Origin of the sequence: Chryseobacterium sp. C-71, assembly GCF_020911865.1 — a bacterium.
Lineage (GTDB): Bacteria > Bacteroidota > Bacteroidia > Flavobacteriales > Weeksellaceae > Chryseobacterium.
This window is the reverse complement of sequence record NZ_CP087131.1, coordinates 1,645,689-1,669,617: the sequence shown is the minus strand read 5'-3', so window position 1 is coordinate 1,669,617 and position 23,929 is coordinate 1,645,689. Positions and strand designations below refer to the sequence as shown.

Annotated in this window: 22 protein-coding genes and 1 tRNA gene; 4 read left to right on the top strand and 19 right to left on the bottom strand. The window is 34.6% G+C overall.

The window, feature by feature from the left end:
- Positions 1-47 precede the first annotated feature (47 nt).
- The 13 genes from LNP04_RS07550 to LNP04_RS07495 form a co-directional block, all read right to left on the bottom strand.
- Positions 48-587: a TlpA disulfide reductase family protein gene (locus LNP04_RS07550; protein ID WP_229985916.1), complete on the bottom strand. Its 540-nt coding sequence runs from the start codon at positions 585-587 to the stop codon at positions 48-50.
- Positions 588-666: 79 nt separating this feature from the next.
- Positions 667-1,230 carry a thioredoxin family protein gene (locus LNP04_RS07545; protein WP_229985915.1) on the bottom strand — a complete coding sequence of 188 codons (564 nt, stop codon included), beginning with the start codon at positions 1,228-1,230 and terminating at the stop codon, positions 667-669.
- 18 nt (positions 1,231-1,248) lie between these two features.
- Positions 1,249-2,319, bottom strand: coding sequence for a chorismate synthase (aroC, locus tag LNP04_RS07540; protein ID WP_229985914.1), 1,071 nt, complete (start codon positions 2,317-2,319; stop codon positions 1,249-1,251).
- Between the two features lie 47 nt (positions 2,320-2,366).
- The gene (locus LNP04_RS07535) at positions 2,367-4,007 is read right to left on the bottom strand and encodes an LIC_10190 family membrane protein (RefSeq protein WP_229985913.1); all 1,641 of its coding nucleotides are present in this window, start codon (positions 4,005-4,007) and stop codon (positions 2,367-2,369) included.
- A gap of 54 nt (positions 4,008-4,061) precedes the next feature.
- Positions 4,062-4,595 carry a glycine zipper domain-containing protein gene (locus LNP04_RS07530; protein WP_229985912.1) on the bottom strand — a complete coding sequence of 178 codons (534 nt, stop codon included), beginning with the start codon at positions 4,593-4,595 and terminating at the stop codon, positions 4,062-4,064.
- A 174-nt stretch (positions 4,596-4,769) separates the two neighbouring features.
- Positions 4,770-4,840, bottom strand: a tRNA-Cys gene (locus LNP04_RS07525).
- A 48-nt stretch (positions 4,841-4,888) separates the two neighbouring features.
- On the bottom strand, positions 4,889-5,386 hold the full coding sequence (locus LNP04_RS07520; protein WP_229985911.1) for an RDD family protein: 498 nt from the start codon (positions 5,384-5,386) through the stop codon (positions 4,889-4,891).
- A gap of 32 nt (positions 5,387-5,418) precedes the next feature.
- The gene (locus LNP04_RS07515; protein WP_229985910.1) at positions 5,419-6,780 is read right to left on the bottom strand and encodes a DUF4403 family protein; all 1,362 of its coding nucleotides are present in this window, start codon (positions 6,778-6,780) and stop codon (positions 5,419-5,421) included.
- A gap of 28 nt (positions 6,781-6,808) precedes the next feature.
- Positions 6,809-7,192: a dihydroneopterin aldolase gene (gene folB / locus LNP04_RS07510; protein ID WP_229985909.1), complete on the bottom strand. Its 384-nt coding sequence runs from the start codon at positions 7,190-7,192 to the stop codon at positions 6,809-6,811.
- Positions 7,193-7,244: 52 nt separating this feature from the next.
- Entirely contained in the window at positions 7,245-7,412 is a 168-nt protein-coding gene (locus LNP04_RS19570; RefSeq protein WP_407928648.1) for a bacteriocin-like protein, read from the bottom strand.
- Between the two features lie 75 nt (positions 7,413-7,487).
- Positions 7,488-8,507: a quinolinate synthase NadA gene (nadA, locus tag LNP04_RS07505; protein WP_229985908.1), complete on the bottom strand. Its 1,020-nt coding sequence runs from the start codon at positions 8,505-8,507 to the stop codon at positions 7,488-7,490.
- A gap of 115 nt (positions 8,508-8,622) precedes the next feature.
- On the bottom strand, positions 8,623-9,186 hold the full coding sequence (gmk, locus tag LNP04_RS07500; RefSeq protein WP_229985907.1) for a guanylate kinase: 564 nt from the start codon (positions 9,184-9,186) through the stop codon (positions 8,623-8,625).
- 70 nt (positions 9,187-9,256) lie between these two features.
- Positions 9,257-10,114: a YicC family protein gene (locus LNP04_RS07495; RefSeq protein WP_229985906.1), complete on the bottom strand. Its 858-nt coding sequence runs from the start codon at positions 10,112-10,114 to the stop codon at positions 9,257-9,259.
- 234 nt (positions 10,115-10,348) lie between these two features.
- Here LNP04_RS07495 and miaA point away from each other — a divergent pair, with 234 nt between their 5' ends.
- Positions 10,349-11,287, top strand: coding sequence for a tRNA (adenosine(37)-N6)-dimethylallyltransferase MiaA (gene miaA / locus LNP04_RS07490; protein WP_229985905.1), 939 nt, complete (start codon positions 10,349-10,351; stop codon positions 11,285-11,287).
- 364 nt (positions 11,288-11,651) lie between these two features.
- On the opposite strand, the gene LNP04_RS07485 is transcribed toward miaA, so the two are convergent.
- The 4 genes from LNP04_RS07485 to LNP04_RS07470 form a co-directional block, all read right to left on the bottom strand.
- Positions 11,652-13,064 carry an efflux transporter outer membrane subunit gene (locus LNP04_RS07485; RefSeq protein ID WP_229985904.1) on the bottom strand — a complete coding sequence of 471 codons (1,413 nt, stop codon included), beginning with the start codon at positions 13,062-13,064 and terminating at the stop codon, positions 11,652-11,654.
- Positions 13,065-13,348: 284 nt separating this feature from the next.
- Positions 13,349-16,531 carry an efflux RND transporter permease subunit gene (locus LNP04_RS07480; protein WP_229985903.1) on the bottom strand — a complete coding sequence of 1,061 codons (3,183 nt, stop codon included), beginning with the start codon at positions 16,529-16,531 and terminating at the stop codon, positions 13,349-13,351.
- Between the two features lie 227 nt (positions 16,532-16,758).
- Positions 16,759-17,919 carry an efflux RND transporter periplasmic adaptor subunit gene (locus LNP04_RS07475; protein ID WP_229985902.1) on the bottom strand — a complete coding sequence of 387 codons (1,161 nt, stop codon included), beginning with the start codon at positions 17,917-17,919 and terminating at the stop codon, positions 16,759-16,761.
- 358 nt (positions 17,920-18,277) lie between these two features.
- Positions 18,278-18,874, bottom strand: a complete 597-nt coding sequence (locus tag LNP04_RS07470; RefSeq protein ID WP_229985901.1) for a TetR/AcrR family transcriptional regulator — start codon at positions 18,872-18,874, stop codon at positions 18,278-18,280.
- A 254-nt stretch (positions 18,875-19,128) separates the two neighbouring features.
- Here LNP04_RS07470 and LNP04_RS07465 point away from each other — a divergent pair, with 254 nt between their 5' ends.
- On the top strand, positions 19,129-19,683 hold the full coding sequence (locus LNP04_RS07465) for a thioredoxin family protein (RefSeq protein WP_229985900.1): 555 nt from the start codon (positions 19,129-19,131) through the stop codon (positions 19,681-19,683).
- A 102-nt stretch (positions 19,684-19,785) separates the two neighbouring features.
- Here the strand turns inward: LNP04_RS07465 and LNP04_RS07460 are convergent, their stop codons facing one another.
- Together LNP04_RS07460 and LNP04_RS07455 are read right to left on the bottom strand one after the other, a co-directional pair.
- Positions 19,786-20,079, bottom strand: coding sequence for a DUF3892 domain-containing protein (locus LNP04_RS07460; RefSeq protein WP_229985899.1), 294 nt, complete (start codon positions 20,077-20,079; stop codon positions 19,786-19,788).
- A 95-nt stretch (positions 20,080-20,174) separates the two neighbouring features.
- Entirely contained in the window at positions 20,175-21,074 is a 900-nt protein-coding gene (locus tag LNP04_RS07455; RefSeq protein WP_229985898.1) for an AraC family transcriptional regulator, read from the bottom strand.
- A 122-nt stretch (positions 21,075-21,196) separates the two neighbouring features.
- Here LNP04_RS07455 and LNP04_RS07450 point away from each other — a divergent pair, with 122 nt between their 5' ends.
- Entirely contained in the window at positions 21,197-22,426 is a 1,230-nt protein-coding gene (locus tag LNP04_RS07450; protein WP_229985897.1) for a sugar MFS transporter, read from the top strand.
- 2 nt (positions 22,427-22,428) lie between these two features.
- Complete coding sequence (locus tag LNP04_RS07445; RefSeq protein WP_229985896.1) at positions 22,429-23,907, top strand: trehalase family glycosidase; 1,479 nt, start codon at positions 22,429-22,431, stop codon at positions 23,905-23,907.
- Positions 23,908-23,929 lie beyond the last annotated feature (22 nt).

Genomic DNA, 23,929 nt, shown 5'->3' with positions numbered 1-23,929 from the left:
TAAATTTCGCAAATTCTATACCAAGTAATTATAATATTAAGTTAAAGTTATTTAATGATATTATCAATAAACTGATGGATAGATTCAGCGTCCCAATCAGTTGCAGCGTCTTCTTTAATGAGAATTCTTCCGTTTTCATCGAGTAAGAAAGTCGTGGGGAAGGCTTTCGGAAGTATCTTTTCAGAGATTGGGCTTTGGGCAATATATACAGGAACAGTATAATTATTTTCTTTTAAAAATTTTCTGACAGCTACTTCTTCATCTTTCATCGCAATTAAAACGAAGTCAATATTTTCCTTTCGTCTATCGTATAATCTTTGGATTGATGGCCATTCTTTTCTGCATGGCGGACACCAGGTTCCCCAAAAATTCAAAAAAACAGGTTTGTTTCTGAAGTTTTTCATATTGGTACTCGGAACATTGATTCCCTGAAGGTCGATGTCATAGTCATCAGCTTCAATATGTACAGCGTTTTCTACCGTTGCAATCGGGAAAAACAGATCTTTCAGAGAATTTCTGATTCCGGGAACTAAAAATATAGCTCCTAAAACAGCAAGTACAACGACGTATATAATTAATTTTTTCATGTTGATTTTTATTGTTTTAAAGGTTACATGGAATCGTTTACTTTCATATCTGTCTTGAAGCAAAACAAATTATGCGATTTCATAATAACTCTAAAATTTCCTGAATCGAATCTTTCCCCCTGTTTCTTGAATAATAAACCTGCAGGTCATTATAAAATGATTCTTTCGGGTATTCTTCAGGATTTGCTTTGAATTTTAATAATAAATCGTGTCCAAATTTTGGTCTTGGTCCCCATGAATTTCTCACATTAAAATCTTTGTCCAATATAATAACTTTTGGGATAGATTGTGTACCATTGGTCAAAAATTGATCAATCAGGCTACTGTCGCTGTCTCTAAGGAAAATTTTCACTTCATTTTGACCTTCAAAAAATTTCACCAAAGCCGGAACAGTTGCACTGGCATCACCACACCAGGCCTCAGAGATGATTAAAATTTTTCCGTCGAAGTTTTTTGATTTGAGTTCATTCAATTGTTCTTCGTCGATGACAAACTTCTTCAGCGTTCTGTCCATTCTCTGAATGCCGAGTTCGTAATAAGGTTTGTATTCAATGTCTTTTTCGTTGTCAGGATTATTCAATCTCTGATTGGCAATTTGAAGATATTCGTCGAAGGTTATGGCTTTGTCCCAGTAATTTTGCATTACCTAAAATATTTATGTTTAAAATTGATTTAAATTTCTCGTTTTGTTGATCAAAAAAAGATCGGCCAAAACAAAAGCCGCCAGACTTTCAACCACAGGCACTGCTCTCGGAACAACGCAAGGATCATGTCTGCCTTTTCCTTCTACGGTTACGGTATTTCCATCTTTATCAACACTGTTTTGAGGTCTTAAAATGGTCGCAACAGGTTTGAAAGCTACTCTGAAATAAATGTCCATTCCATTTGAAATTCCACCCTGAATTCCACCTGAAAGATTTGATTTTGTTGTAAAATCGGTGTTGAATTCATCATTATGTTCGCTTCCGGTCATCTTTGCGCCGCAAAAACCGCTTCCGTATTCAAAGCCTTTGCATGCATTGATATTCAGCATTGCTTTTGCCAATTCTGCCTGCAATTTAGAAAAAATGGGTTCGCCAATTCCAACCGAAACATTTTTGATGACACAAGTGATTGTTCCTCCAATCGTGTTTCCTTCTTTTTTGATTTCTTTGATTTTTGAAATCATTTTTTCGGCAGTTTCTGTATCCGGACAGCGAACTTCATTGCTTTCCGTTTTAGAAAAATCTAAAGCCTGATAAGGTTTTTCGCAGAAAATTTCACCTACGGAAGAAACATAAGCATTGATTTCAATATCAGACAAAAGTTGCTTCGCCAAAGCTCCTGCAACGACCCAATTGATGGTTTCGCGTGCCGAAGACTTACCACCGCCACGATAATCACGGATTCCGAATTTTTGATCGTACGTAAAATCAGCATGACTCGGGCGATAAGATTGAGCGATGTGATCATAATCTTTCGACTTCTGATTTTCATTTTCAATCATAAAACCAATCGGAGTTCCTGTAGTTTTTCCTTCAAAAATTCCTGAAAGAAATTTCACCGTATCACTCTCTTTTCTTTGTGTAACGATTGCTGACTGACCTGGTTTTCTGCGGTCAAGCTCGTATTGAATTTTGTCTATATCGACTTCCAGCCCTGCCGGAAAATTATTGATAATTCCGCCGTAGGCCAAACCGTGACTTTCGCCGAAAGTCGTCAGGCTGAGCAGATTCCCTAAAGTATTGAACATAGTACAAAATTACCGATTTTTATTCAGATAATAAAGTCTTTGAATGGTTACTGTCTATAGGAGTTTTTGATTTTTTCTGTGATTTTTTTGACCTGCTTTTGTTCTTCAGGATTCATTTTTTTTGAAATGAAACCTTTCCGGATGTCATTTTTATCAATAAGTTGAGGGAAAACTCCTGCCTTTTGATAGTCAAAAATATAACTTTCAGAAATCGCCGGAATAGGAGTGTCGAAGTTGAAGGGATATTTTTCTGAAACATTAAATTTTAAATTTCCTGCTTCAAAAGAATGATACTTTTTATTTTCGTAGGTTGAAGGTTTGTATAATTGCTTCCATTCAAATTTCCCCATAAATGATGACATTCTGAAACTGGGAATCAACTGTGCAAGTACACTTGGGAAAGCTATGAAGAAAATGAAAATTAAGCTTAAAAAAGAATAGGCAATCATAGATTTTCTTTTTGTGAAAAAATCTAAAAGCATCACAAAAATAATTACAAAAAACACATCAATAAAAAATCTGTATTGTGCTGAAAATAGTAAAACTAAAGCACTTTTTATAATCAATGAAATACAGATAAAAGTGAGCGTTTTATTTTTTTTAATGAAAGTAACAATAGTAAAAATAAGTAAACTCAGAACAAATAAAATATTGATCACTGATTTTATTCCATTTAAAAAAAACCAGTTTTTTATGTAATCGAATGTTGAAAATTTCTGAATTTCTTCGTAAGAATATTGGTTGTCGAAAGTTTTTTGGATGGCGTATTGAGATGAAGAATTTAACAATTCTACATTGGGTTTCCAACTGAATCCAAAATCAATCATTGAGACCGGGAAAACAGGATAGCCGAATGTCCAGATATTTTTAAAACAAAATAAAAAGAGAATTAAAATTCCTGGAAGGAAGATTTTAAAATGAGATTTAAGAATAAAAATAGAGTAGAGGAATGTCAAAATCGGCAACCAAATCATTGTTGGCTTTATCGCAAAAACAAAAACCGAAAATGCAAATAGCAGAGAAGTATTTTTATTATTTACTAAAATCTCATTTAATAAAATTAAAGAAAATACAATCACCGGCAAATCAGGACTTGGAGATTGGGAAAACAAGAACAATATTGGAAGAAAACATAATTGAATCCAGCTTTTGTTTTCAATGATGTATACTAAGTAAATGACGAGTAAAACTGCATTTATTCTTAAAAAAGGATCAAAGAAATTAGAAAATCCAGCTTCGAAAATATGCCAGATTGACATTTGTCCTAAGACAAGATCAAGGTTTGAAATACCTTTTACCAAACCGTATTCACGCAGCCATTGTATGCTCGGTAAATAATATCCAAAATGGTCTAAGATATAAGGATAAAACGAGCTGCAGAATAAAATAATTAATAAACTTAAAGTAAATAGAATATTATCCTTTTCTGAGAATTTATAAAAATTCAGGAATAATTTCTCTTTAAAAAAATAAAATAATCCAATTAAGATTGTGGGAATTTCAATAAAAATATTTAATGGAATAAAGAAAGAAAGTACTGTCCAAATCATACTTATTCCGAAAATTCCAAACACCAGTTTTCCTGAAATTCCTTCAAAAAGCTCATTCTTGAAAATAGTCTCTAGAAGTTTACCCCAGCCTAAAAGAGTGGGAATAATGATAATTGAAGTGAGTAAGATGAAAAGCATAAAAAAGATTGCCTAAAAATAAGCAATCTTTTTAAAGTTTTTGAAATGATTTATCTATTTTGGCTGTACTCGCCCACTTTTTCTATCCTGTGATCTACCCAAAGTATATCCTGTTGCACCACCAATGATACCGCCAACTACGGCACCACCACCACGGTTTTTCTTATTAACAATGGCTCCCAATGCAGCTCCACTGACTACCCCAATTGCGGTACCTTTCGCAGCTTCACTGATTCCTTTTTTCTTAGCAGTAGTTCCTTGTGAAGAACCGCCTCCGTTGCTTGCAACGCTATTATTAGAAGAAGGAGTGTCTCTGTACACCGTTCTTGTTTCTCTTATTACCTGTGGTTTTGCGGCTGCCACGGCTGCTTTCTCTTTCTGAACTTCCGCTATACTGTCGGTTCTTTTTTGTGTTTCGTAAGCAAATCTTTCTTTTTCAATAGCCAATTTTTGCTTTTCTATTTCAAGTTGTCTTGCCTGAAATTCTATTTTTTGTTGTTCGAGCGTCTTTTCTGCAACTTGATCGTCTTTCTTACAGGCTGTGAGAGTAATTACTGACACGAGTCCTGCTAACAATATATTTTTCATAACTCAAATTTTTAAAATTGATAAACTTTACAGCTTGTTGATGTGGTATGTTCAATTATGAAGCCAAGGTTTAGTTAAGAAAATGTTAAAGTTTTAAAGTTCTTAATTCAGAGACTCAGTGAAGGTCTTATTGAAAATAAAAAACTCCGATCAAAAGATCGGAGTTTTTTTGCGAGGTGCCTAGCGGATTCGAACCGCTGTAGATGGTGTTGCAGACCACTGCCTAGCCGCTCGGCCAAAGCACCGTTTAGAGTGGTGCAAATATAATGAAATTTATATTTTTTCCAAATTTTTCAGGCAATTTCTTTTGTTCCGATATTATCTATTTCGTTTTTGGCCTGTTTTTCAGCCATGTAATTTTTAAAGTTAATTACTCTGGTATCCGTCATAGCGTCGTGCAATCCATCTGTTCCGAAAAAAGTAAGAGCTTCAAACGGAATTACCCTGTAAAGACTGCGTAACAGATATTGCTTTTTGTTTGGCCTTTCTCCGTCAATACTTATGACTTTGGTTCCAGTTACATATTTTCCCGGTGTTTTTCCGTCAGAATAATATTCCCACAGATAAAAATAGATAAATGCAACCAACGCACCAATGAAAATATCCCAAAGAAAGCCACCATTATTAAAAAAGAAGAAAAATCTGCTGTATGTAATACTATAAAGTAATTGAGATATAACTGCCAGTATGATATGAATAACTGCAAGAACAATAAGATCAATTAAATTGTTGACAAATCTTGTTGGCAGCGAAGCTTTTTGTCTGTCGACAATTTGTAAATATTTTCTCATAATTATTACCAGTTTCTAGTTTTATAAAAAGTTTAAAATCCCTTTAAAGTAAATCTTAAATTGGCATTGGTGTCAATCACAGCCGTGATTCCGGAATCGTTTAGAAGAATCTGATGAGGCTTCAGATTAGACACTTTTCCCGTCATTTTAAGGCCTTTGTAATATTCTTTGTTAAAGGCTTCTTCGATGCTTTTTTTTGATGTAGTTTCCAATTCAGCGGTAGGAATTCCGTATTCGTCTTCAATCATTTTCACTATTTTTCCTTTGAAAAGAGAAGTGGCTAATTTCTGAAGGATGTTGGATGTTTTAAGCTTAAATTTTGTGTCCGAAAGTACTATTTTTCTTTTAGTTTCGTCATAAACAGGAATGCCCGAAATAAAAGCTGTTCCTTTCACATAACCTTCTGTGTCAGCTTCTATCATAATTCGGTTTGCTTCACCGTATACTTTGATACTCGAAATTTTTACCTTAGAATCTCTAATGTCAAATTCTTTATTTAGAAAAGTTTTTTTCGCAATATTTGTCGCTTCAGAAAACGGAATATTCGCAGTGGTCTGCAACACAAACTGGTCTGCTAGTAACGGAATAAAATTAAAATTCATTACTGCTTTTGCAGGTTGCGAAGCTTCAGGTTTTGTTCCTGTATAGGTTTCCGAGAAAATATCGATGCCGATGTTGGTGTTAATTTGATTTCCATAGAATTTTAACGGTGTAATATTGACATTAATTGGTGTGATTTTCAGCCAGGTATTATATTCCTCAGAAATATTAAAAGGTTGCGAAAATGCATTCCACGCCAAAACTGCATATTGTTGGAAATTCAACTGTGAAGCCATTTGCTGGTCTATCGTTTTGCAAAAATTATATTGTTGTTCCTTTAGACTTTTTTCAACCAAAGAAGTAATTGGAATTTGAATTTTTCCAAAATCTAGAACAGGTTTTTTCACCCATTTGAATCCCATCGGCTGAGTAAAAGTGCTGATAGACCAGTTGTTTTTAAAATCTAATGCCGTTTTAAAATACATGACCGTTTCAAAAGTCGTCTCCTGATATGTATAAACTCCCAATGTACCGATGCCCTTTTCTGCCCAGATTTTTAACGGAACTTCAATCAATATGCTCTGATTTGTACTTCCAACCAAGCGTATTGGTCGGGTTTTCCAGACTTTTACTTTAAATTGGTCATTATCATTGTCTGTGTAAGAATCATCTTGGAAAATCAGATCCTTTACCGAGGCATTAATCATATTGCTGATTTCCGACAACGGAATTGTAACAGGCATCGTAATGCTCGATTTTATTTTCGGAAAATTATAAATAGCATATCCGGACGTGTTACTCTGTCCAAAAATTACAACAGAAAGAAATAGAAATAATATGTTAAATATCTTCACTATGTTTTGCTTTTTTTAAAACTGAAAATTACTCAATTTCCGTAATTCCGCCTAATAAAAAACTTTTTTCCAGCTCAATACTTGCGCCTTTCATTTCACCTTTCATGGGCGGACTGGTTTTGGTAATTCTTAATTTGATGTAAGAAATCTGATTAAATTTCTCGTTGATTTTGGTAATAATTCTTCCTGCAACATGTTCAAGTAATTTAGATTTAATCTTCATCTCGTCATGAATGATCTCATTTATATCCGCATAACTTATTGTATCATTCAAATCATCAGAAACTGCTGCATCCCACAAATCGGTATGGATTTCTGCATTTAAAATATAATACGTTCCGATGATGTTTTCTTCGGGAAGAACGCCGTGGTAAGCGTAGATTTTTACGTCTTCTAAGAATATTTTTGACATAGATTGTAGATATATTTAAATAAAAAAGTACTCGTTATGAGTACTTAGTGTTTTAGCAATTTCCTGGAATATATTCTCCTTTGGGGACACATACCGGACCATAACATCCTATGATGCATTCTTCAAAGGTTTCACACGTCAAATTGCAGATGAAATTAGGTCCGCCACTACCGTTAATGTTTTTTAAGCTAGTTCGGTTTAATTTTTTTAATTTTTTCATTATAGATATTTTTGTATTCCAAATATAATGAATTATTTATATAAAAATTAAAACCCTCAAAGAATAATTGTAAATTTATTTAATACTTTTCGAAAGATCAAGCATTGCTTCAATGGGCTTTAGTGCTCTAAGTCGAAGTTCTTCGTCGATAAGAATTTCAGGAAGTTCATATTTCATACACAGATACAATTTTTCCATTGTATTTCTCTTCATGTAAAAACATTCTGAGCAGTTACAGCTTTCGTCAAAAACCAAAGCAGGAATCAGTTCTTTGTGTGGTGCACGTTTTCTCATTTCGTGAAGAATTCCTTCCTCAGTAGCAATAATAAATTTTTGGCAGTCGTCTTTTTCCACAAAATTTAAAAGTGCAGAAGTCGAACCGATGAAGTGAGCCAGTTTTAAAACTGCTTCCTCACTTTCAGGGTGAGCGATCAGTTTTGCATCTGGATTTTTTGCCAACTGTTTTGCAATTCTCTCCATTGAAAAAGCTTCATGAACGATGCAGCTTCCATCCCAAAGAATCATATCACGACCCGTTTTTTGAGATAAATATCTTCCTAAGTTTTTATCCGGAGCGAAAATAATAGGTCTGTTTGTAGGTAAAGCTTCAATCACCGTTTCAGCGTTTGAACTGGTTACGATGATGTCACTTTCTGCTTTGGTTTCTGCGTTACAGTTGATATACGTTGCAATCAAAGCGTTCGGATGCTGCTCACGCATTTTTCTCAAACCTTCACCTGAACATCCGTCTGCCAAAGAGCAACCTGCCATTGTATCGGGAAGAACTACTTTCTTCGTTGGGTTCAGAATTTTTGCAGCTTCTGCCATAAAATGTACTCCACAGAATACAATCATGTCAGCATCCGTGTCTTTTGCCTGTCTTGCTAGTTGAAGAGAATCTCCAAGGAAATCAGCAATATCCTGAATTTCTCCCGGTTGATAATAATGCGCCAGAATTACGGCATTTTTTTCTTCTTTCAGTTGGAGAATGGCTTTTACCAAATCTTCTCCTTGAGGAATTGCGATATCTTTCAAATCTAAAAATCCTTTTACAGGAAGTGTAGATTTAGCTTTTTCTAATGTTTCGGTACTCATGTTGAGCTATGTTTTTGTTATCAAAATTAAAGGTAAGAAATAAGAAGTTAGTAGTGATTAAATTTGATTTTTTAACGAATCAAACTTCCATCATCCCGCTTCCAACTTCCAATCTTTATTTTCCGATAAAACTTTTTATTAAACTTTCTATTTCTATTTTTGCCTGATTCAAATCGTTGTTGATCACGATTTCGTCAAATTCTATCGCATAGGTAAGCTCTTCTTCGGCTTTTTCTACACGGGTTTTTATGGTTTCGGCATCATCCGTTCCTCTTGAATTCAATCTTCGTTCCAATTCAGCAATCGAAGGTGGTTCTATGAAAATGGATAATGCTTTTTCGCCAAAATATTTTTTTAATGAAATTCCGCCTTTTACGTCTACATCAAAAATAACAACTTTTCCCTGATTCCAGATCTTTTCTACTTCAGATTTTAAAGTTCCGTAATATTTATCGGTGTACACTTCCTCAAATTCCACAAAAGCCTCTTCAGAAATTTTCTGTCTGAATTCGTCAGGCGAAATAAAGTGATAATCAATCGCATGAATTTCACTTCCTCTCGGCTGTCTCGTTGTGCATGAAATGGAAAATTCCAGTTCCGGAATTGCTTCCAGAGAATGTTTTACCAATGTCGTTTTTCCACTTCCCGACGGCGCTGAAAATATGATGACCTTATTCATAAATAATAAGAGATAAATTATAATTGATTTTTATTCAACTTTTTACTTTTAACTTGGCTCTTTTATCTTTTTACAAAACGTTTAACGTTTGTTCTTTAATTTTCTCCAAATCATCTTTCATCATCACCACCAATTTCTGAATTTCTGCGTGATTGGCTTTTGATCCTAAAGTATTGATTTCTCTTCCGATTTCCTGTGAAATAAAACCAAGTTTTTTTCCATTAAAATCTTCATTTTCCATCACTTCAGAATAATATTTTAAATGCTGGGAAAGTCTAACTTTTTCTTCCTGAATGTCTAATTTTTCTGTAAAATAAGCCATTTCCTGATAGAAACGAGTTTCATCAACGTTCTCAAACTCTTTTAAAGTTTTCATGTAACGTTCTTTCACCGCATCAATTCTTACTTGCTCGTAAGGAACTACCTCTGCCAAAGATTTATCGATATTTCTAATGTTTCGTTCTAATTCTTCGTGAAGAATTTTTCCTTCCGTTTTTCTGAATTCCTGAAATTTATCAACTGCGTTATTTACAATTTTCGCCAAAGATTCCCATTCACCTTCCGTTAATTCGTCCGGTCTTGAAGTGATAGCATCCGGAAGTCTTACCGCCATTTTCAGGTATTCGAAATCCGGTCCGTCAGAAGCGATATTTTTAAGCTCATTCATGTAAGAATCGATTAAACTTCTGTTGATTTTCACATCATTGGTTTCTTCAAGATTCTCGATATTGATATAGCAATCTACCTTTCCGCGGATGATTCTATCGTTCAGAATTTTTCTTACTTCAAATTCTTTTTCTTTGTAACGTAAAGGAATCTTGATATTCAAATCAAAGCTCTTGCTGTTCAGTGATTTAATATCGATCGAAATTTTTTTCCCTTCAAAAACACCTTCGGCTCTACCGAAGCCGGTCATTGATAAAATCATACTTTTTTATTGTCGTACAAAGATAAACATTTAACTCTATAGTTTTGCTAAAGTAAAATGTCGGGAAGCTGGAAGCGGGAAGATAACAATGCTTGTGCTATTTAATGAATATTCATATTTTTGTCTGTTGGCAGAATATTGTAAATAATTAAATTTTAAACTTCCATCTCCCAGCATCCATCTTCCAGCAAATACTGTACTAAGAAAACTAACTCATTTTCGTAAATTAGCAGAGTGAAAAATAAAACTTTAATCTCTGTTGTAGGCACTACCGGAATTGGCAAAACAAAACTAGCTATAGAACTTGCTAAACGATTTAATACAGAAATTATTTCCTGTGATTCCCGACAGTTTTTTAGCGAAATGAAAATAGGAACTGCCGCACCTTCGGAAGACGAGCTTTCACAGGCAAAACATCATTTTATCGGTCAGCTTTCTGTAAAAGATTATTATTCGATCGGTCAGTTTGAGCATGATTCTTTGGAATTATTAGACCAGCTTTTCGAAAAATACGACATCGTCATTATGGTCGGCGGAAGTATGATGTATGAAAAAGCGGTAATTGAAGGATTAAATGATTTGCCTGAAGCCAACGAAAAAAATCAGGAAAAGCTGGAGGCTATCTGGAAAACTGAGGGAATCGAAAAACTTCAGGAAATGCTGAAAGATTTGGATCCTGAATATTATGAAAATGTGGATATTCATAATCAGAGAAGGCTTTTGAGGGCAATCGATATTATCTGGCAAACCGGGAAAACATATTCTGAAAATATTTCTGAAAGTACTACACCGAGAAATTTCAAAACAGTAAGAATCGGCATTGAGGCACAAAGGGAAATCGTTTATGACAGAATCAATCTGCGTGTTGATAAAATGATGGAAAACGGTTTGCTTGATGAGGCTAAAAGTCTTGACGAATTGAGAAAATCTCAGGAAGGAAGGAATCTAGCTTCACTCAATACAGTTGGTTATTCAGAACTTTTTAAATATTTTGACGGAGAATGGGATCTGGATTTTGCGGTTTCTGAAATCAAGAAAAACTCAAGAAGATTTGCAAAACGACAGTTGACTTGGTATAGGAAGGAAGAGAATATTCATTATATACAGGTTGGATATTCTGAAAGAGATTTTAGTGGGTTGATTGAATATATCATTGAGCAAATTCAAAATTAATTTTTTTTAAACGCAAAGTTTTATCTAAAAACTGTATCATTTTTAAGGATCAAAGAATAGCGACAATGTCGCCTAATGCAACAGCTTCGTCAGAATCAATTTTATTGATTCCAATCTTTGCTCCTTAAAAATTACGCATACCTTAAATAAGACTTTGCGTTTAAATTTGAACAATTAAGATTTTTATTAAGAAGTTAAGTTGAATTAAGAAAATATCAAATAGATTTTGAAAAGCATTGAAACTAAAAGCGAAGCTCAACTTAATATTTCTTAACTCCTTAAATAATCCTTAATGTTTCAAAAATGTTTAAACAAAAAAAATGCGATCCCGAAAGACCGCACTTCAAACAATATAATTAATTTACTACTTCCATCCGCCACCTAAAGCTCGGTATAAATCCACAATACTGCTTAATCTCTGTCTTTTTACGGACGCAAGATTAAGTTCAGCCTGTAAAGAATTTCCCTGAGCGGTAATCACTTCCAAGTAATTGGCCATTCCGCCTTTGTACAACATTTCGGCACTTTTGATTCCGTTTTTCAACGTTGTTACCTGTTCGCTTGCTTTTTGTTCCTGAACTTTTAAACTTTCATTAGAAACTAACGCATCAGAAACTTCACCAACTGCATTCAAAACAGATTGACGGAACGCCAAAACGTTTTTCTCCCTTTGAATTTTAGCAACATTTAAATCTGTTTTCAACTGTCTTTTCTGGAAAATAGGTTGTGTTAATCCTCCTAAAACAGAACCGAATAGTGAAGCCGGAATTGAAAACCAATTATCAACTTTAAATGAATTGACTCCGCCATTTGCGGTGATTTTTAATGCAGGATACATGTTTGCCTGAGCAATTCCCACCAGTGAATTAGATTCCAATAAAACCAATTCCTGTTGACGAACATCTGGACGACGGCTCACCATTGCTGCCGGAAGTCCCGCAGAAATATCCTGTGGTAAAGAAGTGTCAGACATTTCAATCGTTCTGTTGACTTTGTTCGGATTTTCACCGACCAAAATACTTAAAGCATTTTCCTGAATGGCAATATTTTGCTCCAGTTGAGTGATCAAAAGTTCTGTCGATTGTTTTTGAGCGGTTGCCTGCTGAACTCCTAATGAAGTCGTATCGCCACTTTGCCACAGTTTTTCTGTCAGAGACAGGGTATTGGTGCTTAAATCTAAATTTGATTTTGCAATCTGCAATTGTTTATCGAGCATCAATAAGTTATAATAACCCTGAGCAATCGCCGCAACAACTTGTGTCTGAATGGCTTTTGTCGCTTCGTAAGTCTGCAGATACTGCATTTTTGAAACTTCCTGCTGATTTTTGATTTTGCCCCAAATATCAGCTTCCCAAGATAAATTGAATGCTGCATTATAATCTTCAACGTGACTTTGACCTAAAAATAAATTTAAGCTTTGCCCATTCATGCTGTTCTTAGAAGGTTTTGAAATCTGTGCCGAAACTCCGAAACCAACATCAGGATATTGAAGATATTTTGCCTGTTTCAGTTTTTCCTGTGAAGAAGCGACCTGTTTTAAGGCAATTTGTAAGTCGTAATTATTTTTAATTCCTTTTTCGATTAAATCCTGTAAAATGGGATCATTGAAAAATTGTTTCAACTCCAAATTGGCTACACTTGCGGTATCGGCTGTTGCGGTATATTTGAATGTTTCGGGAAGTTCAGGTTTCGTTTCCTGATATGCCAATTTTGGCACACAAGAAACTGCACCCAATGCAATCCCAAAAGCGATGATTATATTTTTTACTCTTTTCATAAGTCTATATATTTAAATTGATCACAAAACTTTGAGTGATAAGCAAAGTTGTCTTTAGTAGGAGAAAATATTTTGCTTAATTTGAACCATTAAGAACAATTAAGAAGTTAAGTTAGGTTAAGAAAAATCAATAGATTTTTTAAGAATCGTGCTTCAAGCGAAGCTCATCTTCATATTCTTAACTTCTTAAACAAAATCTTAATGGTTCAGAAATTCTTTAAAATTAAATTTGAAGAAAAATTTTTGCGAATTTCAGATCTCAAAGTTTTGTTAATCATTTATTATTAATGTGCTGTTGCTAAAAGTTCCTCCTCCAATTTTTGTTTTTGAAGTCTTTTATTCTTTCTGCTTGGCATTTTTTCATGTAAATACTGGAATATCACGTACATCACCGGAATAATGAAAATCCCGAAGACAACTCCTGTAAACATTCCACCAACGGTGCTGATTCCTATAGAGTGATTTCCTTTTGCAGCTGCACCTTGAGTCCAAACTAATGGAAGCATACCGATGATGAAGGCAAATGAAGTCATCAGGATTGGTCTTAAACGTAATCTTGAAGCCTGAAGAGCAGATTCAATCAATGTTTTTCCAGCTTTTCTTCGCTGAACGGCAAACTCTACAATCAGAATCGCATTTTTCGCCAACAATCCGACGAGCATGATTAAACCAACCTGAACGTAAATATTGTTGTCAATTCCTGCCAATCCTGTGAAAGCAAATACTCCAAAAATCCCTGTAGGAATGGTTAAAATAACCGCAAAAGGAAGAATATAACTTTCATACTGAGCTGCCAATAGGAAATACACGAACAAAATACTTAACATAAATACAAAAGCAGTCTGTCCACCGGTTTTGATTTCTTCACGGGTAATTCCTGTCCATTCATAACCGTATCCACGAGGAAGTGATTTTTGGGCAACTTCTTCTACTGCTTTGATGGCATCTCCGGTACTGTAACCAGGTTTTGGAGTTCCGTTGATGGTCACGGCGTTGAATAAGTTGTTTCTTGAAACTGTTTCTGGTCCGAAAGTTCTTTTTAATGTCACCAAAGTTTTTACAGGAACCATTTCGCCAGTTTTATTTTTAACATAAATTCCTTCCATAGAATTCGCATCAGTTCTGTAAGGAATGTCTGCCTGAGCCATCACTCTGTAATATTTCCCGAATCTGTTGAAATCTGAAACGAAACTACTTCCGTAATAAATCTGCATCGTCTGCATTAATTCAGTTACAGAAACTCCCAATTGATTAGCTTTATCTGTATCAACATCAATCGTGTATTGAGGATTTCCTGCTGCGTACGTTGTAAAAGCAAAAGCAATTTCAGGACGTTTCATTAATTCTCCTATAAATGTTTGAGTGGTTGTTCCCAATTGTTCAAAAGAACCGTTGGTTTTATCCTGCAACATAAATTCAAATCCTGAAACGTTACCAAAACCTTGTACGGTAGGGAAGTTGAAGAAAAATGCGTTGGCATCTTTTACTTGTGCTACTTTTCCTGTCAAGCCCGCAGCAATCTGATCGGGATCTTTCACTTCACCACGATCTTCAAAGTCTTTCAGTTTAATAAAACCTGCGGCATAAGGAGAAGCGTTAGAATTACTGATAAAGTTCATTCCATCGGCAACCCAAAGGTGGTTTTTGGCTTTTTCACCGTTGATGATTTTATCAATTTGTTCAGTGGCTCTGTGCGTTCTGTCTAATGAACTTCCCGGAGGCGTATTCACTGCGTATAAAACAAATCCCTGATCTTCTGTTGGAATAAATCCTGTAGGAGCTTTATTAATTAAGAAAACACTTGCGGCTGTGATCAATGCTAAACCTGTAACGGCAACCCATTTATTTTTAATTAAAAATTTAAGGCTGTAAATATATTTTCTGGTCATTTTGTTGAAGCTCTTGTTGAAAGCATTGAAAAACTTCGCTCCAAAACCTTTTTTCTGACCGTGATCGCCATGTTCTCCCTGAGGATCATTTAATAATAATGCACATAAAGCAGGACTTAATGTCAAAGCATTAACTGCTGAAATCATAATCGCAATCATCAAAGTAAAAGCAAACTGTCTGTAGAAAACTCCCGCTGGACCCTGCATGAAACCAACCGGAATAAACACCGCACACATTACCAATGTAATAGAGATAATTGCCCCGGAAATTTCACTCATTGAGTTGGTAGTTGCCTGTTCGACTGGCATTCCTGTCTGTTCCATTTTAGAATGGACAGCTTCCACGACGACAATTGCATCATCCACCACAATTCCGATGGCGAGTACCAAGGCAAACAATGTCAACATATTGATACTGAAACCAAACATCTGAAGGAAAAAGAATGTACCGATAATTGCTACCGGAACTGCAATCGCAGGAATTAATGTAGATCTGAAATCCTGAAGGAAAATATACACTACAATAAATACCAAAATAAATGCAATCACTAATGTCTCAACAACCTGATGAATCGACGCATCCAAAAAGTCTTTGGAATTGTACATGATGATTGGTTCAACTCCCTTTGGAAGAGTAGTTTTCATTTGCTCAACCTGCTTTTCAATATCAGTTAAAATTTCATTTGCATTAGAACCTGCAGTTTGCAAAATTGCAAATCCTGCTACAGGTTTCCCATCCATTCTGTTGGCTGCGGTGTACGTGTAAGAACCGAATTCTACTCTTGCAACATCTTTTAATCTTAAAAACGAACCGTCACTATTCGATTTGATGGCAATGTTTTCGTAGTCTGCATTTTTGTTTAATTTACCTTTATATTTTAAAATATACTCGTAAGTTTCCTTGCTTCCTTGTCCCAAACGTCCCGGTGCAGCTTCAAGATTATGGTCTTTTACTGCTGCTAAAACTTCCTGTGGAGAAAGATTGTTGGCAGCTAAACGGTCTGGTTTCAACCAAAGTCTCATCGAATAATCTCTCGTTCCGAAAACCTGCGCCTGAGCAACTCCAGGAATACGCTGTATTTGCGGAATTACGTTGATTTTCAAATAATTCTGTAAGAAAAGTTCGTCATATTGTTTTGGGTCGTCACTTGATAATCCCATAAACATAATCATACTGTTCTGAACTTTCTGCGTCGAAATTCCCGCCTGTACAACCTCCTGCGGAAGCTGGCTCATCGCTTTCGAAACACGGTTTTGAACGTTTACCGCAGCATTATCAGGATCTGAACCTTGTTTGAAAAATACGCTCAAAGTCATGGATCCGTCATTACTTGAATTGGAGGTCATGTACGTCATGTTCTCAACACCATTCACGGCTTCCTCAATAGGAACAGCAACGGAGCGGGCAACAACTTCAGCATTCGCTCCCGGATAAAATGCCGTCACCTGTACGCTCGGTGGTGCAATATCGGGAAACAGCGTAATCGGAAGGTTGAAAACCGACATCGCTCCCAACAGCAATAATATAATGGAGATAACCGTAGAAAGTACCGGTCTATCTATGAATTTTTTTAACATAAGAAGTTTATTTTTTAATGTTATTTAAACTTTTAAAGAGCAGTTTTTTAAAACACTTAAGTTTTTTTTAGTTGTATAAATTGAAAACATAAAGTAGACTTGAGATGAAAAATCAAAGATTTTTTTAAAAACTTAAGTGTTCTTATTCTTCATAAATATTTTAACTAAAGATTTCTAAAGTGTTTAAAAATCTTCTCTGACTTTTGTGGTTAAAATTTAAACGCTTTTTACAAAGGTCTTGCTCTTAAAAGACTGTCAGAAGAAATCGCTTTTGGCTGAATGGTCACCCCATCTTTCAACGCTCCGATTCCTGTATAAACGATTTTGTCACCTGCGGCAAGTCCCTCAGAAATAAAGTAGTAACTGTCTGTTTTCCCAGAAATTGTTATTGGTTTGCTGGTTACTTTTTTATCTTTTCCAACAACATATACATAAGTTTTATCCTGTATTTCAAAAGTTGATTCTTGCGGAATAACAAGTGTGTTGGCAAACAATTGTGGCATACGAACTCTACCTGTATTTCCTGTTCTCAAAGCTCCGTTTGCATTTGGGAATACTGCACGAACACTGATTGCACCTGTGGTTTTATCAAACTGTCCGTCAACAATGCTCATCTTACCTTTTTCAGGATAGGTGGTGTTGTCGGCAATAACTAAATCTACCATCGGCATGTTTTTAAGTTTTTCGTTTAAGGTTGCTCCCGGATATTTTTTCTGAAAACCAATAAAATCCAATTCGCTTAAAGAGAAATATGCATAAATTTCGCTGATGTCTGATAACATGGTCAACGGATTGGCATCTGTTCTTGAAATCAAACTTCCTTTTTTGTAAGGAATTCTTCCGATGTAACCGCTTACTGGTGCAGTAATGGTTGTGAATCCTACGTTGATTTTTGCTCCACCGACTGAAGCTTTTGCCTGTGAACCTGCTGCAACAGCTGCTGCATAATTTGCTTTTGCAGTTCTCAGTTGTACATCAGAAACTACTTTTGCAGCAACCAATGGCTGAAGTCTGTCAACTTCCACTTTAGCTTTCTGAATGTTGGCGTTGGCAACCTGTAGATTGGCGTTTGCCATATTCATCTGCTCTCCGTAAGCTCTTGAATCTATTTTGAATAAAGCTTGTCCGGCTCTTACATAAGCACCTTCTTCTACATAAATTTTATCTAAATATCCGTCAACCTGCGATCTTATTTCCACATTGTTTTTTCCTTCCAATGCAGTTGGGAATTCTTGGTAAATAGTTGCGGGTGACGTAGTAACGGTAAATACGGGTAATTCTGGAGCGGGTGGAGCAGCATTATTGCCTTCTGCCGCTTTTGTACAACTTTGTAAAAAAATGATACTCGATATAAGTATGATTAATTTTGCTTTTGCGGTTGTTTTCATTTTAAGTTTTATTTTTTTAATGAAGTGTTAGATTATGTAATGTTGTTTTAATTTTAAATTATGTTATATTTTCTAACGGTGTTAATTAACAAAGCAAAAAAATAACATGATTTGAGTGGCAGATTATTTTGCTATTTCCATAGTTACAGTTTTTAATGTTGATTTTAAATATAAAGGAGGTTTTTGGTGTTATTTTTCTTAACAGTGTTAATGATAAGGGAAAAAAATTGCCAGAAATAATGTAAAGAAGTTATGTTTCATTTTAATAGATTTTCTTTTTTAATTTATAATAATTAAATAATGTTAATTATTCCGTGTTACTTTTCCTAACGGTGTTAATTTTTGGTTCAAAAAAAATTTACAATGATTTAATAAAGGCCGAAACCGTTTCGTCTAAAGTTGTTTTATTCATCGTTGAAGGAATGTCATCGTTTCTCATCATCATAATTGAGATCAATCCGTGAACTGCTGAAAACAGAGCATGAGAAGAGTGACAAGCATTGTTCTCATTTGAACCTTTCTTCTTTATAATTTCAAAAGTACAGTCATACAACATATCCTGGAAAGACGAAAATTCTTCTTTCATCAAACCTTTTCCGCTGCATTGCATTCCGAGACCGAACATCAATTGGTAATATTCTTTATTCTTAAAAGCGAAATTCCAATAAGCATCTACAATTGCGGTAAGTTGATCCTCTGGAGTTTCGTGCTTTTTCTGAGCTTTTATTAATTCTATTTGTAAGCAATGAAAACCATTGATTGATATTTCATACAAAATCGCTTCCTTGTTTTCAAAGTGATCGTAAACTACAGGAGCACTGTACTCAATTGCATCAGCTATTTTTCGAATAGAAAGTGAGCCCCAACCGTCAGTTTTAGCCAAAGTAAATGCAGCCTGCAAAATATTTGCGCGGATAGATTCTTTTTCTCTTTGACGACGTTCATGTAAACCCATGATTTTTATTTTACTAACAGTGTTAGCAAAACTACAAACATTTAACCATACCAACCAAATAATTTTTGACATTTAACTTCTAACAAAATACTTTGAAGAACTTTTATAATTGCCGTTTGCTGACAGAATGGGCGTTGGAGTAAGTTATATTTTAATTATTGTAAAAATTAATAAATGAAATAGCCTAACTCAATTAAATTATTGTTTTAGCAACAACTAAAAGAAATCTTATCTTTGTGGACAAATAAAAAGATATGAATACTCCCTCAAATATGTTGGCATTAGGCACAAAAGCCCCATTTTTTGAACTTCCGAATCCTTCAAAAAGCAATGAAGTACAGTCATTAGATGATTTGAAAGGTGAAAAAGGTACATTGGTAATTTTTATGTGTAACCATTGTCCGTTTGTGCTTCACGTTATCGATAAGCTGACAGAACTGTACGAAGATTATAATGAAGCAGGAATTGAATTTATTGCGATTAGTTCAAACGACGTAGAAAAATATCCTGCAGATTCTCCGGAAAAAATGATTGAATTCCAGATTGAAAGAAAATTTGATTTTCCTTACTTATATGACGAAAGCCAAGCTATTGCGAAAGCTTATGATGCAGCCTGTACTCCAGATTTCTTTTTCTTTGATGATAAATTAGATCTTATTTACAGAGGACAGATGGATGATTCAAGACCTGGAAATCATAAAGAAGTGACTGGTGAAGATTTGATTATTGCTTTTGAAAACCTTTTGATTGGCGAGCCACAGGAAGAAATTCAACGTCCAAGTATGGGATGTAATATAAAGTGGAAATAAATTTTGGTTGTTGGTTGTCAGTTGATGGTTTGTAACTTCAAAAATATATAAAGCTGTTCTATAATAAGAACAGCTTTTTTAATTTAATAGCAAGTGATCATTTTATTTACATTCAGGAAGCGATAATAAATTATTTTTTGTTGAGTTATCTGCTTCTGTTTTTAAATATTTGGTACCACTATAGGTTTCTGCAGTAATAACTTTAGCTCTATTTCCATAAGCATCTGTAACATAAGCATCCCCATTTTTATCCTTAATCCAGCTGTATATTTCTAAACGAGTATTTTTTCCTGTTTCTCTCGTTTGTTCATTAATCCAACCTAAATGTGTAATTGCTAAGTTTGGATTTTCGTGATGTCCGTTGTCTTTGTTAATGCATGTAATTTTAATTGCCATAATTTTGTAATTAAGATTGTTAATAAATTATTTTTCACGAAAATAACTTAAGTAATTTTTTTTACCTTACGGCTTTCCATAAAATGAATTTATTTTTAAAAACTAGCCTTAACCTCAGCTTCAATCTTCAAATCTACATTGACTTTATTGTGCGAGAAATTCTTCATAAACTCTGAAGGTGTTTTTTCTGTATATTTTTTAAACATTCTATTGAAGTAAGTTACATTGTTAAAGCCGCAACTGTAACTGCATTCTGAAATGCTTTTATCCTGCGCCATCAACAGGCATGCTTTGTTAATGCGATACCGATTCACGAATTCTGTAAACGTGATTTGGGTTGCTTTTTTAAAGAAATTACAGAACGCCGGAAGCGTAAGATTTGCCAGTTTTGCGACATCTTCAATATTAATTTCTTTGTCGTAGTTGTGTTCTACAAATGTGAAAATATTTTCCAGTCTTGTTTTGTTTTTTGAAATGATGGTATAGGGCATAATTTCGTTATTCAAAAGCTCGTAATCTTTAGATTTTGAAAGCTCAAAAAGGATTTCCAACAACAGTAAATATCTTTTATAACCTTCAGATTCAAGCATCAGTCTTAGTTTTGGAATCATTAATTTTTTGATCTTTCTGTGAAATTTTATACCGTATTTCGAAAGCTCCAATAAATCTTTAATAGATCTTGCTTCCACTTCCTGTTCCGGAAACTGCAGAATTTCCTGTCTGAATTGTAGAACAATTTCTTCATGCGGATCAATTGAATTTAAACCAAATCCTGAATGTGGAATATTTGAACCAATTAATACCAAATCTCCTCTCGTATAATTGCTTTTATGATAACCAACGTGCCTTGTTCCGCTCCCGGAAATTACGCACACGAGCTCAATTTCGGGGTGATAATGATATTCCCATTTGAATTCTGAGATCGGTGAGTTGTTGTGAATCGTGCGAAAAGAACTCTTTTCATCGGGGATTACTCGTTCAAATGTAACTTTCATTTAATTAATGGTATTTTGTTGTCTAAAATAATAATTATATTAATATAGTTCAAATATTCATTTACTATGTTAAATTAACGTTAACCAAAATGCTTCTATCTTAGCCACCAAGAAATTAATTAATGAAAAATTTCAACATCAAGGCGGTTCTATTTTTAAACTATTTCGTTTTTGCAATTCTTTTGAATTCGGTAGGAACGGTGATTTTACAAATGCAGCAAAATTTCGGAATTTCAAAATCTTCTGCAAGTGTTTTGGAAGGTTTTAAAGATTTACCGATTGCGATTTGCTCATTTATTTTAGCATCTTTTTTACCAAAAATCGGAATTAAAAAATCAATGTTAATCGCATTGTTTTTGGTAAGCTGCATGTGTTTTGTAATGCCATTTGCTAATGACTTCTGGTTTTTCAAATTATTGTTTACCATTGTCGGGATTTCTTTTGCTTTAATTAAAATTTCGGTTTTCACTTCCATCGGATTGGTGACAAATACAGATAAAGAACACTCAAGCTTTATGGGTTATCTGGAAGGGTTTTTCATGATTGGCGTTTTGGTAGGGAATGTTTTATTCAGTCTGTTTATCGATGATCTTAATCCCAAATCTACTCATTGGCTTAAAGTATATTGGGTTTTGGGTGGACTTTCTACATTGTCTTTTTTGTTTTTATTCTTCACAAAACTGAATGAAACGGAAGCGAAAAGCGAGAAAACAGATTTGTTGGGAGATTTAAAAAACAGCATCAGCTTATTCAGTTACAAAAAAGTACTGTTCTTTTTGCTGTGTGCTTTCCTTTTTGTTTTGGTAGAGCAGAGTTTCCAGACCTGGACTCCGACTTTTTATAAAGAAATTTTAAAAGTTCCGACCTCGATGTCTATTCAGGCGGGAGCGGTTTTGGCAGGAGCTTTTGCATTGGGAAGATTTTTATCAGGGTTTTTCTCTAAGAAATTCAGCTGGATTTATGTGGTTTCTTTCTGTGTAGTCGGCTTCGCAATAAGTATCCTGTTGGTTTTACCATTAACCCATAACATTCATATAACCACAAATACCAATTGGTTCAATGCTCCGCTCGTCGTGTATTTATTTCCATTAATGGGCGGATTGTTGGCACCGATTTATCCGAGTATCAACTCTGTAATTTTAGCATCAATTCCGAAATATCTGCACAGTGCAATGGCAGGTTTAATAGTCGTTTTCTCAGCCATCGGAGGTACGGTAGGTTCTGTCATAACCGGTTTTGTGTTTCAGGAATTCAGCGGACAGCAGGCGTTTTATCTTTCATTGATTCCGCTATCGTTGTTGATCGTTTCTGCAATGATCATGAATAAATTAAAAATAAATCCTAAAAAATAAAGATGAATAATCAACTATATATCAACGAAATTCAGACTCTTTTTGATGAGGTTCAAAGGTCTCAGATTTTTGAAGACCAAAAAACAATGACGGATGCAGTTCCATTATTTTCTGTTGCTGAAATTAATTCTAAATATGAAAATGAAAAAAATGAAAAAGGTTTTGATTTGAAACAATTTGTATTGTCAAATTTCGATTTTTTAGGAGCTAAAATTTCAATTAAAAGAGAAGCTCAATTGCCAATTGATGAGCATATCGAAAAACTTTGGGACGAATTGACAAGAACGGCTTATGAAGAAAAAGGAACTTTATTGAAACTTCCAAAGCCGTATGTCGTTCCGGGAGGTCGTTTTAACGAATTTTTTTATTGGGACAGCTATTTCATTATGCTCGGTTTGCAGGTTTCCGGAAAAGTGGAAATGATGGAAAATATTATTGAAAACTGTTCTTATTTAATTCAGACAGTTGGTTTCGTGCCGAACGCGAGCAGAACTCATTTTCTAAGCCGTTCTCAACCGCCATACTTTTCGTTGATGCTTGATTTACTTTTTGAAACCACAAAAGATGAAAATATTTATATTAAATATCACGACACGTTAGAAAAAGAATATGCTTTCTGGATGAATGGCGAAAAAGATTTAGAGAATGGTTCAAGTATAAAAAGAGTAGTGAAAACTGTTAACGGAGATGTTTTAAACAGATATTACGACGCAGAAAACGAACCACGTCCTGAAAGTTATTTAATTGATATTGAAGACAGTGAAAATGCTGGCGAAGAATTTTACAGAAATATAAGAAGCGCCTGCGAATCAGGGTGGGATTTTTCCAGCAGATGGTTTGCAGACGGAGATACAATTCAGACAATTGAAACTTTAAATCTTACTCAGGTTGATTTGAATTGTCTTTTATGGCATTTAGAAAACACTTTAGCAAAATCTTCATCACTTCAAAATTTAGCTGAAAAAGGAAAATGTTATTCAGGAAGAGCAGCGAATAGAAGGCAGATGATCGACAAATATTTCTGGGACGAAAATTCAGGAACTTATAAAGATTATCACACCAGAAAAAATACAACAACACTGTCCGAACATATTGCGGCTCTTTATCCTCTATTTCTTGGTCTAGCGAGTGATGAACAGGCGAAATGTGTTGCTAAAAATATTGAAGAAAAATTTCTTCATCAAGGCGGATTGGTTACTACGACCAAAAATTCAGGTCAGCAATGGGATTTTCCAAACGCTTGGGCACCTTATCAATGGTTAGGTTTTCAATCAATGAAGAACTATGGTTTTGATTATTTAGCCGAAAAAATTAAAAACAATTGGTCTTCAAACGTTGAAAGAGTCTATAATAATACCGGAAAATTGATGGAAAAATACAACGCTTTAGATATAGAAACCGTTGCAGGGGGAGGAGAATATCCTAATCAGGACGGCTTCGGATGGACGAATGGCGTTTATCTTAAATTAAAAAATAATTAAACAAACTATATAAAAACAATTT

Coding starts and splice junctions, on each gene's coding strand:
- LNP04_RS07520 (WP_229985911.1), bottom strand. CDS start 5,386: ATGAGAAAATATTTACAAATTGTCGACAGACAAAAAGCTTCGCTGCCA.
- LNP04_RS07530 (WP_229985912.1), bottom strand. CDS start 4,595: ATGAAAAATATATTGTTAGCAGGACTCGTGTCAGTAATTACTCTCACA.
- nadA (WP_229985908.1), bottom strand. CDS start 8,507: ATGAGTACCGAAACATTAGAAAAAGCTAAATCTACACTTCCTGTAAAA.
- LNP04_RS07480 (WP_229985903.1), bottom strand. CDS start 16,531: ATGTTAAAAAAATTCATAGATAGACCGGTACTTTCTACGGTTATCTCC.
- LNP04_RS07545 (WP_229985915.1), bottom strand. CDS start 1,230: ATGCAAAATTACTGGGACAAAGCCATAACCTTCGACGAATATCTTCAA.
- LNP04_RS07485 (WP_229985904.1), bottom strand. CDS start 13,064: ATGAAAAGAGTAAAAAATATAATCATCGCTTTTGGGATTGCATTGGGT.
- LNP04_RS07535 (WP_229985913.1), bottom strand. CDS start 4,007: ATGCTTTTCATCTTACTCACTTCAATTATCATTATTCCCACTCTTTTA.
- aroC (WP_229985914.1), bottom strand. CDS start 2,319: ATGTTCAATACTTTAGGGAATCTGCTCAGCCTGACGACTTTCGGCGAA.
- LNP04_RS07550 (WP_229985916.1), bottom strand. CDS start 587: ATGAAAAAATTAATTATATACGTCGTTGTACTTGCTGTTTTAGGAGCT.
- LNP04_RS07455 (WP_229985898.1), bottom strand. CDS start 21,074: ATGAAAGTTACATTTGAACGAGTAATCCCCGATGAAAAGAGTTCTTTT.
- folB (WP_229985909.1), bottom strand. CDS start 7,192: ATGTCAAAAATATTCTTAGAAGACGTAAAAATCTACGCTTACCACGGC.
- LNP04_RS07460 (WP_229985899.1), bottom strand. CDS start 20,079: ATGGCAATTAAAATTACATGCATTAACAAAGACAACGGACATCACGAA.
- LNP04_RS07445 (WP_229985896.1), top strand. CDS start 22,429: ATGAATAATCAACTATATATCAACGAAATTCAGACTCTTTTTGATGAG.
- LNP04_RS07475 (WP_229985902.1), bottom strand. CDS start 17,919: ATGAAAACAACCGCAAAAGCAAAATTAATCATACTTATATCGAGTATC.
- gmk (WP_229985907.1), bottom strand. CDS start 9,186: ATGAATAAGGTCATCATATTTTCAGCGCCGTCGGGAAGTGGAAAAACG.
- LNP04_RS07450 (WP_229985897.1), top strand. CDS start 21,197: ATGAAAAATTTCAACATCAAGGCGGTTCTATTTTTAAACTATTTCGTT.
- LNP04_RS07470 (WP_229985901.1), bottom strand. CDS start 18,874: ATGGGTTTACATGAACGTCGTCAAAGAGAAAAAGAATCTATCCGCGCA.
- LNP04_RS07495 (WP_229985906.1), bottom strand. CDS start 10,114: ATGATTTTATCAATGACCGGCTTCGGTAGAGCCGAAGGTGTTTTTGAA.
- LNP04_RS07465 (WP_229985900.1), top strand. CDS start 19,129: ATGAATACTCCCTCAAATATGTTGGCATTAGGCACAAAAGCCCCATTT.
- LNP04_RS19570 (WP_407928648.1), bottom strand. CDS start 7,412: ATGAAAAAATTAAAAAAATTAAACCGAACTAGCTTAAAAAACATTAAC.